This window comes from Acinetobacter schindleri CIP 107287 (assembly GCF_000368625.1).
GTDB classification, from domain to species: domain Bacteria; phylum Pseudomonadota; class Gammaproteobacteria; order Pseudomonadales; family Moraxellaceae; genus Acinetobacter; species Acinetobacter schindleri.
In genome coordinates this window covers 777,919-789,710 of the sequence record NZ_KB849575.1, presented here as the reverse complement: position 1 = coordinate 789,710, position 11,792 = coordinate 777,919, and the positions used below count along the sequence as shown (strand labels likewise).

Genomic DNA, 11,792 nt, shown 5'->3' with positions numbered 1-11,792 from the left:
CCTAAGAACTAGATCCAAATGACACAAAGTGCGTTAAACCAACTAAAACAATTCACCACCATTGTTGCGGACAGCAGCGATTTAGCTGCGATTGAAAAATTCCGTCCACTCGATGCAACCACCAATCCTTCACTGATTACTACTGCAGCCAATCAGGCTGAAAACAAAGCTCTGATTGAAGACGCCTATGCGCAGGCTAAAACCGAAGGTTATGTGGGTAATGAACTGATTGAACGTACTATTGACATTCTTACGGTTAAATTTGGTGTGGAAATTCTTAAACTGATTGAAGGCCGTGTTTCCACTGAAGTAGACGCCTCCCTGTCTTATGATACTGAAGCGACGATTGCCAAAGCCAAAGAATTACTGGCACTGTACGCACAGTACGGCGTTTCTTCAGATCGTATCCTGATCAAAATCGCATCGACCTGGGAAGGTATTCAGGCCGCACGTGCGCTGGAAGCCGAAGGCATTCATACCAACCTGACCCTGCTCTTTGGTCAGCATCAGGCACATGCCTGTGCAGATGCTAAAGTTACCCTGATTTCGCCATTCGTTGGCCGTATTCTGGACTGGTACAAAAAGGCTGAAGGTGTAGATCAGTATCCGATTGAAAAAGATCCAGGTGTGTTATCGGTAAAAAGTATTTATAACTTCTACAAATCACACGGTATACAGACTGAAGTGATGGGTGCCAGCTTCCGTAGTATTGATCAGGTGCTGGGGCTGACTGGATGCGACCTGTTAACTGTTGCACCAAACCTGCTCGATCAACTGGAACAGGATAACCGTGTTGTTGAGCCGCAGTTGTCTTCGGACCATGTGCCAAAGCAAGGGACTTTAACTCCAATTAGCCAGGAAGACTTTAAACAGCAACTAGAACAAGATCCAATGGCTTCCCAGTTACTGGAAGCGGGTATTCAGGGCTTTATTAAAGCACGTGAACAGCTATCTACCCTGTTAAGCCAAAGTTTTACAACAGATTTAGAAATTAAGGCTTAAATCTTAATTCAGCTATAAGCCGATGCAGGTATAATGCCGCATCGGCTTTTTTGTATGTGGATTTTGCGTGTTTGGTATCACTGATTTAACGACCTTTATCATTGGAACAGCGTTAATTGTGATGTTACCCGGACCGAATTCCCTCTACGTCATGTCGGTAGCTTCTCGCTACGGGATTAAAACCGGATATCAGGCCGCATTCGGTGTCTATGCTGGAGATATGGTTTTAATTTTCCTGACCGCACTCGGTGCAGCATCTTTACTGCATGCTTTTCCGGTCCTGTTTACTATTCTGAAAATTATTGGTGCGGTGTATCTGAGCTATCTGGGTATTAAATTGTTGATTGCGGCTTACCATACCTGGAATACCGTACATAGCAATGCACAGATCCAGCAAGCCGAGCAGAATCTGGAGCAATTACATCCCTTCCGTACCGCGATGACCATCAGCATTCTGAATCCCAAAGCGATTCTGTTTTATCTGTCTTTCTTTGTGCAGTTTGTTGATCCATCCTATTCATACCCTGCACTGACTTTTACGATTCTGGCAATTATTTTGCAGATCATCAGTATGTCTTATCTCAGTATTCTGATTTTTTCAGGTGCTACTCTGGCTCAATTTTTTGGGCATCGTTACCGTCTGACTTCACTTTGTGTAGCCAGTGTGGCAATCCTGTTTTGTGGCTTTGGGCTAAAACTGGCGACTTCAACTTTATGAAATGCATGACGTCCCAATAACTTATAACCCTACGTGATTTAGGTTGTTTTTGCCTTTAACAGCATTACTGAAGCGCGTATGATAAGTGCACTTTTCACTCATACTGATTATCTCTGCAACGGATATGCAAAAACTCCTTCAAGACTTCTCCCTACCCGCAGCATTTGCCGGTTTTATTACTTTTTTAGTTGGGATCAGTGTTTCCTCTGTGCTGGTAATTCAGGCTGCACAGCTCTTAGGCGCAAACACAGCTGAAATTACTTCCTGGTTCTGGGCCCTAGGGATCGGGATTGGTCTTTGTGGGCTTATTCTTTCCTGGAAGTTTAAATATCCAGTAGCAACTTCCTGGTCAACCGCAGGTCTGGCCTTAATTCTGGCAACCGGCACAGGCTATAGCCTGCCTGAAGCTTTGGGTGCTTTTCTGGTCTGCGGCCTTGTCACTGCCGTATTGGGTTTTTTAGGTATTTTTGAGAAAGTCCTGCATGTTATTCCACAAAGTCTAACCAGCGCAATGCTGGCAGGAGTCTTACTTAAATTCGGGATTGGTCTGTTTGCCAGCTTGCAACATGAGCTGGGCTTTATCCTGTCCCTACTCGCTGCCTATATCATTGCCAAGCGGCTATCGCCCCGTTATAGCATTGTGGTTACCGTAATTGCTGGTGTCGCCCTATGTCCCATATTTCTGGACTTTAATCCACCGAGCCTGCATTGGTCACTGGCTCATCCAGTCTGGGTGAGCCCTGAATTTTCCTGGACTGCGATTCTTGGTCTGGCCTTGCCACTCTTTGTTATTAATATGGCATCGCAATATTTACCCGGCTTGGCAATGATTAAAAGTTATGGTTATACGCCACATGTTAATCAGCTGCTTGGCTGGACCGGCACTGCTCAGACCTTACTGGCTCCTTTTGGCTGTTTTGCCGTCAATATTGCAGCGATTAGCGCTGCGATCAGCCTGGATGATCAGGCTCACCCGGATAGCAAGAAACGTTATATTGCTGGTATGAGCTGTGGTTTCTTCTATATCCTCATGGGCTTATTTGCAGCCACACTGACCAGTATTCTTTTAGCCTTCCCCGCCGTGTTTATTACTGCACTGGCAGGTATTGCCCTGTTGGGCACCATTGGACATAACATTACACTTGCTTTCAGCCACATGGATGAACGCGAAGCGGCATTATTAACCTTCCTGTTTAGTGCTTCAGGAGTGCAATTCCTTGGCATCGGCTCAGCATTCTGGGGACTATTGTTTGGCCTGGTGGTACACCTGTTCTTTAAATGGCGTAAAACTTATTAAGATCTTTATCTCAATTAGGGGTGGCTAACACATCAGTAGGTGATTGCAGAAATTGAAGTGTCTGTTCAAAGGTCTGCTGGCTTTCTTTTTTACCCATATAAAACTGATATTCATGAATCAGCCAGGCTTTTGATTCTGGATAAAAGATTGCCTTTACCGGCACCTGATTCGCTTTCAGAACCTGCACAAATGGATAGGACTGCGTTTCTGTGAGAAAGTCCTTGTTTCCGCCACTGATCAGCACAGGTGGATAATTTGGAGTGATGTGCTGAATAGGTGAGATCTTTTTCAGGAACTCCACATCATGCCGGCGATCACCTGTATAGGCCTGCACCATATTATGAACTCCCCATTCAATCAGTTTGATTTTTTCTGGTGCCGTATCCACAAACGCGTTCAGGTCATAAATGCCACAGTGTAAAATTAGCCCTTTAAGCTGTGCAGGCTGGATTGATGGCACAAAGTCAGAGTTGCGGGCAAAAACCGGATTGGTTAACAAGGCCGCATAATGACTGGCGAGATTGGCACCGGCAGAATCGCCAGCCAGATAAAGCTGATCTGGATCAATCTTGTATTGAGAAGCATGCGTCTGGAGATAAGCCAATGCCATATTAATTTGCTGTAGCTGGCTTGGATAAGTTGACCGAGGAGCAAGCTGATATTGCACAGACACCACGTTATAACCTTTTGATGCCAGCAGTTTAAAATAACCTCGTGCATGTTCCCGAGATCCGGAAATCCAGCCACCGCCATGAATCCAGATCACTGTTGGGCGTTGTTCTAGTTGAGTCATATTTTGTGGCTGATATAAGTCCAAACCCAACCGCCGATCAGAATCATAGAGAATATTTTGCTGCACAATGACATCATCCGGTGCATAACGATCCATGATTTTCTGCTGTACAGCTGTCGTCATATTAAAAGCAGTGGCAATAATTTTACTGTTCTGTGCCGTACTCTGACAGCCATATAACCCACATAAAAGTATTAATCCTAATAATCCTTTTCCAGCTTTGACTATATGTGTATTCACCATATCTTGAATATTTCCACTAATAATTTTCCAAGTTTCAACGCTCTATATATTTTAACCCAATCAGCTTAATAGGGATTGAGCAAACTTGCTTAAAATCCGGGTATTCCAGTCTGTTTTATCTGCCAATCAGTCTACAGTTTTTTGTAAATATATCACTGTAATTTAATGAATTTTCAGATTTTTTTATATTTTGCAATTGAACCCCCTTCGTCACTGTGCTATCAATAGTTTAAAGCAAGACAAAAACGAAACCGGAGTATAAATAAGATGGCCTATCAACATATTTTAGTCCCTGTGGACGGTTCAGAAATTTCCTTTTCAGCAGTACGTCATGCTGCAAAAATTGCGAAAGCTTTTGGTAGCAGACTGACACTCGTCAGTCTGATTGCAGAAAATCCTTTTACTGAGGCAGATTTCTACTATAGCTCTGCCATTATGAAAGAATATTTTGTTGAAGCCCATGCCAATGCCAAAAAAGCATTGAAACAAGCAAGCATCATTGCCCAAGAGGAAGGCGTGGAAGCCGAAACACATATTGTGACTGGTTTGGTGAATGCCGAGCATGTCGCAAATACTGCAGAAGAAACTGGTGCAGATTTGATTGTGATGGGTTCACATGGTCGTAAAGGCTTCCAGAAGATCATTCTGGGTAGCTTTGCACAAGATGTTCTGGGTGTGTCGGAAACTCCAGTGCTGATCATTAAAAAATAATCTGGTTCTGCGCATCCCTTGATGCGTATGACAGTAAATCATGCTTTAAAGCACTGCTATTATTCATCACGCCAGCTACAGCTGTATCCTGTTTCCAAGCGTGCATCATTATCAGGAATTCTTATGAAGCATTATCAACATATCCTGGTCGCAATTGATGAATCGCCTATCTCTTATGCGGCTGCAGAACATGCGCTCGATATTGCAAAAGTTTTTGGCAGCAAAGTGACCTTAATCAGCGTCATTGCGGTTGATCCTTTTTCTGGAGTAGATTTTTACAAGGTTGCCCCAGCTGTCACCGATTATTTTATGCAGGCCGAGCAAAACGCACTGGATAGGCTCAATGACCTAAAACATACCTTTACGCGTGAAGGTATAGATCTGGATATTCGGATTCTACACGGCATGTCACCCTCGGAAGGCATTCTGCAGACCAGTCATGAATTACCTGTAGATTTGATTGTGATGGGTTCACATGGACGTAAAGGATTACAAAAACTGATTTTAGGCAGCGTGGCACAAAATGTACTCGGCTTGGCTGAAACTCCAATATTAATCGTTAAAGAATAAATGCCCTTCCTTGCTCATCAAAAAGCCTGTCTTAATGACAGGCTTTTTGATTTTCTAGAAACTAGCGAATTTTCTGGTTCAATTGGTTGAGGAACATTTCCGCTTCCAACTGGGAGCTGAACACTTTGATATATTCACCAGATTTCTGTACCGAATTTGGAGTGTATTCCAGATGGAGTTCGAATACTCCACGCGTACTGTCCTTGATGACTCGCACAGCAATAATGTGTTGAGTATTTAAATAAAATCCATCCTCAATTTTAAATAACATTTCAATTCGCCCAATTATCAGATCATCTTGATCTTTACATTGTGAGCGCCTGAAATTGGCGTCACACATACTTCGATATGTGTTGCTATAGTAAAGCAAAATTTAATACATACTTTCTTTAATAACATATTGAATAAATATTACTGATGCTCTAAATAAAAAAGCCGGATATTAAACCCGGCTTTTTCAACAAGGTTTAATTAAACACTGAGCATACTGTTCAAGGTTTCACAAACATTTTTAGATTTTACCAGGGGTTTCAGAGCTTCAAGTTGAGCTTTCACTTCACTACGTTGTGGTTCAGCCAGAGTATACCAACGAGAGAGAACTTGAAGCAGACGTGAACCGACAATCGGGTTTTTCTCATCCAGATATTTCGCCAAAGTAATATAGTGCTGTACACCAAAACCCCAGGTATTGACCGGATTTGCATTCAAACCACCACTTACAGCACGAATACGGTTCGGCACAGCCAGATCATAATCAGGATGCTGTGTCAGATAAGCAATCGTTTCAGCAGTTGCTTGAGGATGCGCCGCCTGAACCATAAACCATTGATCTAAAGATAAATCTTCATCTTCAAAGCGGCTATAGAAGTCTGCTAGAACTTCTTGGGCTTGTGGTGCATCATTCCAGACCAAGACTTTAAGCGCTCCCAGACGTTCAGACATGTTCCCGGTATGATACTGCTCATAAGCCAGATCAAAAGCAGAGTCATCCCCTTGACGTGCGATCATGGTGAGCATGATATTTCTTAATGCACGGGTACCCATTGCCTGAGAGAAATCAGATTGCAGATCTGGATCAAGTGACAGGTAAATTTCTTTGGCAGTATCAGCAAAAGCACGTGCCAATTTATTCAGCAAGGCATTACGTTTTTCCTGAATCTTGCTTGGACGATAGTCCACATCAATCCGGCTGCCAAGATAACCCTCAGTTGGCACATCAAACAGACGAGATGCCAATAACGGATCCTGTTCAATCACCCCCGGCAAGGTATTCAACATCGCCTGCACATAAATGTCCGCAGGCTGATCATTCAGGAGAATACGCTCAAGTAAAGTCTGGGTCGCCTGCCAGCGATTAAAACCATTGGTTTCATACTGCAGCAAGAAGGCCAGCTCTTTATCAGAATAGTTAAATTCCAGATTGACTGGTGCCGAGAAGTTACGCAGTAATGACACCACTGGTTTCGCTTTTACCCCAGTAAATTCGATACGTGCCTGCTCCTGATCAAACAGGTACACCCCATCTTTGACACCATTTTCAAACAGCGCTGCTGAATTCAAGGTCAGCTGTTCACCACTCTCTGCATCAAACAGGGCCAATGCCACCGGAATCGGGACTGCTTGCAGATTTGGATATTTCGGGTGTGCTTTCAGGCTTTGTTTAAAGTTCAGGCAATAGGTCTGTGCTTCTGCATCATATTCACCATGCACTTCCAGCTTTGGGGTACCTGGCTGGTTATACCAGATCAGGAAGCTGGACAGATCCACACTAGAACCTGCGCTTAATGCTGCAACCCAGTCTTCCACTGTCACTGCCTCACCATCATGTCGGCGGAAATATTCATCTGTACCCATACGGAATTTGGCTTTGCCGAGCAAGGTCGCCATCATACGGTTAATTTCCGCGCCTTTTTCATACACTGTTGCAGTATAGAAGTTATTAATTTCTACAAAATGGTCTGGACGCGGTGGATGCGACAATGGACCTGAATCTTCAGGGAACTGATGCGCCTTAAGCACTGCAACATCGTCAATACGCTGCACTGATGCAGACTGCAGATCTTCAGAGAAAGACTGGTCACGGAAGACAGTCAAACCTTCTTTTAAACATAACTGGAACCAGTCACGGCAGGTAATACGGTTACCGGTCCAGTTATGAAAATATTCATGTGCAATTACTGACTGTACCCGCATGATTGCAGCATCAGTGGTAAATTCTTCATCTGCCAGTACACATGAAGTATTAAAGATATTCAGACCTTTGTTTTCCATTGCGCCCATATTAAACGCGCTGGTGGCAACAATCATGTAATTATCAAGATCATAAGGACGGCCATAGTGTTCTTCATCCCAACGCATAGAGTGCTTTAAGGCTTCCATGGCAATTTTACACTTTGGAATGTCTTTCTCTTCAGCATAGATTTCAAGTGCTACATCACGGCCTTCAGAAGTGGTATAGCGATCTTTCATCACAGCCAGATCACCGATCACGCAGGCAAACAGATAGCTTGGTTTTTTGGTTGGATCTTGCCAGACCGCATAGTGACGGCCTTCCCCCGCTTCACCCGTTTCAATCAGGTTACCATTGGCAAGAAGTACCGGGAATTTCTTGTCTGCTTCAACACGTGTAGTAAAAACAGACAGGACATCCGGACGGTCCGGATAGAAGGTAATTTTACGGAAGCCTTCTGGTTCATTCTGAGTCACAAACAGATCCGAACTGGCTTGATACAGGCCTTCTAATTGGGTATTGGATTCAGGATGAATACGAACAACGGTTTTAATCGTAGCCTGATCCGGTGCATTGCCAATCACTAACTGTTCAGTATCAAGTTTATACTGACTTTCAGAAAGTGGCTCACCATTAACATGAATTGATTGCAGTTCTAGATCACGACCGAGTAAAACCAGCTCGCCTTCAGTCTGACGCTGCATTACCAGTGTAGCGCTGACCAGCGTATGATCTGCATAAACCTGAATATTGAGCTCAACCGAGTCAACGATATAAGAAGGTTTTTGATAATCTTTTAAATAAATGGTTTGATCTGCTTCGATCGCTGGATTAGCCGCAATATTCATATTAATGTCCTGATCTTTTTACACAGCTTATGTAAAGCAAAAAATGTTAATCATATTGATCATACGACAACTTATTCTGCCTGTCTGTGCATTTCATTGTGTTTTTATATATGGGACTAAACTGGAGTTATTTCAATTCAGGTATTTAAATTACTGAAAGTAATTGACTTATATTTAAACAATAAACAAAAATATACCGTCTTAAGATATTACTAAAATAAATATGAAAAAAATTCTAATGCTTGCTAGCTTTTCTGTTTTCCATATCGCTTCTGTTCAGGCTGCAAATTATTCAGGGAAAATGCCCTATCAATGTCTGGCTTCTACACAAACCAATACAATTCTAATGATCAGTGTCGCCAACTCTGAACCTGACCAGATTCAGGATGTGATGTATTTTCCACATTTAAAGCAGATTGATTTATCGTATGATTCTGCTATGGGTGTGGGGAATCCGCCTCTGCTCATACACTATTCCTACTTTGAAATGATCAAAGAAAAACAGACAGGTGAATATACTTTTGCTGTAAATAAAGACAATAAAATTCTTTTTGCCGTGTATACCACCCCGCAACTGAGCATGCCAATCTCGTTTGGAATACAGCTAAATCTGGCAAGAAAGGAAGCACTGAATCGCAAGTTAGCCAATCAGTTGCGTGCATGTATTTAGGCCTATGTACATTTTCATGCACAAGGCTGTATTGAAAAGCACACTAATATGGAATTAAGTATCTCCAAGCCAGAAACCATTCATTTCAATAATGGTTTTAAATATTTTTAATATTAAATAAATCAGTATCCTACATTCAATTTATTCTGCATTTTAAAAGTTCAGTACATAAAAAACAGTTTTGTGCATACTTCTTGCTTTTATTTAAACGTGCAGATTACACAACTATATCTACAATAAAAAATGAGGTGAACTATGTATCTTAAAGAACATATCGTACGTGTTGAAAACATCAAGACCCTGAAAGCACTTGATCAAGCCAATATTGACCATAAAGTAATTGCACTGTTTATGAGCTGTGAGGGCATCAAGATGCAAGCCTATGAAGTGGGTGCTATTCTGAACAGCTATAATGCACTTGGTTCCAAAAAGGTTCAGCCTAAAAAAGTCCAAGCTTTAATTAATGCGAAACATCTGGGTGAAGAGGACGAAACCCTGCCTTGCCCAGTCTAAAGACCATTTTCAACAATAAATAGAGGGCCACTTAAGTGGTCCTCTTGCATGTTTGATTATCAGCTCATGATGAAAACTTTAGCCTGAACCACACTTGCTCAAGCTGCACTGTGTATAATGATTTTCCTTCTTCATTTTACGATTGCTAGTTGATATGACGCTTAATGTTTTGCAGAAACAGCTTGATGAAAGTACCGCATGTCCCTTGTGTCAGGCAGCAATGTACTGGGTCGAGGCAGAACAATTTGATCAGGAACTGAATTATCACGAATGCAGTCACTGTCATCATCAGCTTTATCCTGACCAAAAACATAATTGCTTCTGTGAAAAATGTCTGGCCAATCGTAGACGTCAAATGAAGGAAACACGTCTGCAGGAAAATCGCCAGCATCAAAGTAAAAAAGATGTACATCAATATGAATTAGGTCAGCTCAGCTTTTTAAACAAGTTATTTCTGTTAGCGATTCTGGATGATCATGTACATGAGCACAGTCAGCACGCTGAATATATAGACTGGGATCAGATCAAATATCACAACATCAGTCCAAATTATCTGATGCAAAATGCTTTGGTTAAACGCCTCAGCAAGGAAAATATTCTAAGTCTGAAAGACTTTAATGCCGATCAGCAGCACTATTATATTAATGTGCGTCTGGATGGTTATTCAGAGCCGAGCCTGTTCAGCATTACCCAGCAATTACGCCATTGGTTCTTTGAGAATTTAAGCAAAGGTGTGCCTTTTAAAAGTGCAGATGAAGTTAAAGAAACCCTATACTTTCTGCTGTATCAGGAAGTGATTCAATTTGCCCAGTTTTATTGTCGTAGCTGGGGCATTCAGATTGCGGGTAATAAAAGTTTTCAGACTTTCTGCTACCGTATGCTGGATGTATTGGCAGTCGGACAGATTTATTATTTGGTACAAACGGCGCTGGAATACTTATACAAACAGAAAGCCTTGCAAGCCCGCAATGAAAATTTCATCAATACTAATTTGCTGAAAAAAACCCTGCAGCAGTACCGTGAACGTGCCATCAACGAAAAATGGGAAACCTCTACCCTGCCGCGCCCACCACAATTGCCTTTAAGCAAAATGAGTGCAATTCTGTTCTTTCATTTTCTTGGCTATGATGAAAATATTTTCTTCCAGCCAATCTGGCGTTCATGGCAGCAGATTGAGCCTCGTTTAAAATTCTATTCCAATAAACGCTGTATGCATTGTGGTTCCGAGGAACTGACCGTGGATTATGATGCCACGGACTATGTCAGTCTCTGCTGCCGCAACTGCAAACATCAAGACCATTATTTTACCCGCTGATGGATTCAGCGCAGACGCACTGTGAATATCAATATGAATACCAATCTTTCCCAACTGCACCATGACATTCTAGAAGGTGTTTGTGATGCCTGGACAGCATTACAACAACAGCAACCCTTAGTGCATATCATGACCAATGCTGTTGCCAGTAATTATGTAGCGAATGTTCTACTGGCTGCGAATGCTGCACCTGCCATGATTGACAATCCTTTTGAAGCTGAAAATTTTGCCCGAATTGCAGCGGCCGTCAGTTTGAATCTGGGAACACCAACATCTGAACAAGTTCAGGCCATGCTGATTGCTGCACAGACTGCGAATGCGACTAAAAAACCCTGGGTGCTGGATCCTGTTGGTTATGGTTCAATTCTGCACTGGCGCTCAGAAGTGACTGACCAATTAATGACATTTCAGCCAACTATTGTACGTGGCAATGCCTCCGAGATCGGTACTCTGGCAGGCAAACAGGTTACAGGCAAAGGTGTAGGTACGACATTAGACAGCTCAGAAGTCTATCAACAAGCTAAATCATTGCTGGCACAATGCCAGTGCATCGCCATTTCCGGAGAATCAGATTACATCATCTCCCAGGATTATCCTGTGATTAAGGTGATGGGCGGATCAGAATTACAGCCACGTGTGACTGCAACAGGTTGTGCCTTGGGTGCATTGATTGCAGCTTATAGTGCTGTGGCTAACCCGGTAATTGCGGCAACTGCTGCACATCTGCATTTCGCGATTGCCGGTAAAAGGGCTGCTGAAATTACCTCTACACTGGGCAGCTTTAATGTTGCCTTTATCGATCAGATTCATCTGTTGAATCCTGAAATTATTCAACAATATGCTGATTTTGAGCTGCTTTAATTTATTATCATTAAGGAAAGC

Annotated in this window: 12 protein-coding genes; 9 read left to right on the top strand and 3 right to left on the bottom strand. The window is 42.5% G+C overall.

Annotation, left to right across the window (positions count from 1 at the left end):
* Positions 1 to 18 precede the first annotated feature (18 nt).
* The 3 genes from tal to F955_RS06950 all read left to right on the top strand — a co-directional run bounded on the left by tal (position 19) and on the right by F955_RS06950 (position 3,017).
* Positions 19 to 1,002, top strand: a complete 984-nt coding sequence (gene tal / locus F955_RS06960; RefSeq protein WP_004892866.1) for a transaldolase — start codon at positions 19 to 21, stop codon at positions 1,000 to 1,002.
* A gap of 67 nt (positions 1,003 to 1,069) precedes the next feature.
* Positions 1,070 to 1,720, top strand: coding sequence for a leucine efflux protein LeuE (leuE, locus tag F955_RS06955; RefSeq protein ID WP_004892865.1), 651 nt, complete (start codon positions 1,070 to 1,072; stop codon positions 1,718 to 1,720).
* Between the two features lie 124 nt (positions 1,721 to 1,844).
* A complete protein-coding gene (locus F955_RS06950) occupies positions 1,845 to 3,017 on the top strand; it encodes a benzoate/H(+) symporter BenE family transporter (RefSeq protein WP_004892864.1) in 1,173 nt (390 codons plus the stop codon).
* Positions 3,018 to 3,027: 10 nt separating this feature from the next.
* Here the strand turns inward: F955_RS06950 and F955_RS06945 are convergent, their stop codons facing one another.
* Entirely contained in the window at positions 3,028 to 4,053 is a 1,026-nt protein-coding gene (locus tag F955_RS06945; protein ID WP_004892863.1) for an alpha/beta hydrolase, read from the bottom strand.
* Between the two features lie 267 nt (positions 4,054 to 4,320).
* Between F955_RS06945 and F955_RS06940 the strand changes: the two genes are divergently transcribed.
* Both F955_RS06940 and F955_RS06935 read left to right on the top strand, forming a co-directional pair.
* A complete protein-coding gene (locus F955_RS06940; protein WP_004892860.1) occupies positions 4,321 to 4,764 on the top strand; it encodes a universal stress protein in 444 nt (147 codons plus the stop codon).
* Between the two features lie 123 nt (positions 4,765 to 4,887).
* Complete coding sequence (locus F955_RS06935; RefSeq protein ID WP_004815649.1) at positions 4,888 to 5,334, top strand: universal stress protein; 447 nt, start codon at positions 4,888 to 4,890, stop codon at positions 5,332 to 5,334.
* A 61-nt stretch (positions 5,335 to 5,395) separates the two neighbouring features.
* On the opposite strand, the gene F955_RS06930 is transcribed toward F955_RS06935, so the two are convergent.
* Together F955_RS06930 and pepN are read right to left on the bottom strand one after the other, a co-directional pair.
* Complete coding sequence (locus F955_RS06930; RefSeq protein WP_026056698.1) at positions 5,396 to 5,605, bottom strand: hypothetical protein; 210 nt, start codon at positions 5,603 to 5,605, stop codon at positions 5,396 to 5,398.
* Between the two features lie 200 nt (positions 5,606 to 5,805).
* Entirely contained in the window at positions 5,806 to 8,412 is a 2,607-nt protein-coding gene (pepN, locus tag F955_RS06925) for an aminopeptidase N (protein ID WP_004892857.1), read from the bottom strand.
* A 238-nt stretch (positions 8,413 to 8,650) separates the two neighbouring features.
* Between pepN and F955_RS06920 the strand changes: the two genes are divergently transcribed.
* From F955_RS06920 to thiM, 4 genes are all read left to right on the top strand, one after another.
* Complete coding sequence (locus F955_RS06920; protein WP_017401336.1) at positions 8,651 to 9,082, top strand: hypothetical protein; 432 nt, start codon at positions 8,651 to 8,653, stop codon at positions 9,080 to 9,082.
* Positions 9,083 to 9,337: 255 nt separating this feature from the next.
* Positions 9,338 to 9,595, top strand: coding sequence for a hypothetical protein (locus F955_RS06915; protein ID WP_004892854.1), 258 nt, complete (start codon positions 9,338 to 9,340; stop codon positions 9,593 to 9,595).
* A 154-nt stretch (positions 9,596 to 9,749) separates the two neighbouring features.
* Entirely contained in the window at positions 9,750 to 10,910 is a 1,161-nt protein-coding gene (locus F955_RS06910; RefSeq protein WP_004892852.1) for a hypothetical protein, read from the top strand.
* A gap of 33 nt (positions 10,911 to 10,943) precedes the next feature.
* Positions 10,944 to 11,771, top strand: a complete 828-nt coding sequence (gene thiM / locus F955_RS06905) for a hydroxyethylthiazole kinase (protein ID WP_004892851.1) — start codon at positions 10,944 to 10,946, stop codon at positions 11,769 to 11,771.
* Positions 11,772 to 11,792: the final 21 nt, after the last annotated feature.

Coding starts and splice junctions, on each gene's coding strand:
- F955_RS06940 (WP_004892860.1), top strand. CDS start 4,321: ATGGCCTATCAACATATTTTAGTCCCTGTGGACGGTTCAGAAATTTCC.
- F955_RS06950 (WP_004892864.1), top strand. CDS start 1,845: ATGCAAAAACTCCTTCAAGACTTCTCCCTACCCGCAGCATTTGCCGGT.
- F955_RS06935 (WP_004815649.1), top strand. CDS start 4,888: ATGAAGCATTATCAACATATCCTGGTCGCAATTGATGAATCGCCTATC.
- F955_RS06915 (WP_004892854.1), top strand. CDS start 9,338: ATGTATCTTAAAGAACATATCGTACGTGTTGAAAACATCAAGACCCTG.
- F955_RS06910 (WP_004892852.1), top strand. CDS start 9,750: ATGACGCTTAATGTTTTGCAGAAACAGCTTGATGAAAGTACCGCATGT.
- pepN (WP_004892857.1), bottom strand. CDS start 8,412: ATGAATATTGCGGCTAATCCAGCGATCGAAGCAGATCAAACCATTTAT.
- thiM (WP_004892851.1), top strand. CDS start 10,944: ATGAATACCAATCTTTCCCAACTGCACCATGACATTCTAGAAGGTGTT.
- F955_RS06930 (WP_026056698.1), bottom strand. CDS start 5,605: ATGTTATTTAAAATTGAGGATGGATTTTATTTAAATACTCAACACATT.
- F955_RS06920 (WP_017401336.1), top strand. CDS start 8,651: ATGCTTGCTAGCTTTTCTGTTTTCCATATCGCTTCTGTTCAGGCTGCA.
- F955_RS06945 (WP_004892863.1), bottom strand. CDS start 4,053: ATGGTGAATACACATATAGTCAAAGCTGGAAAAGGATTATTAGGATTA.
- tal (WP_004892866.1), top strand. CDS start 19: ATGACACAAAGTGCGTTAAACCAACTAAAACAATTCACCACCATTGTT.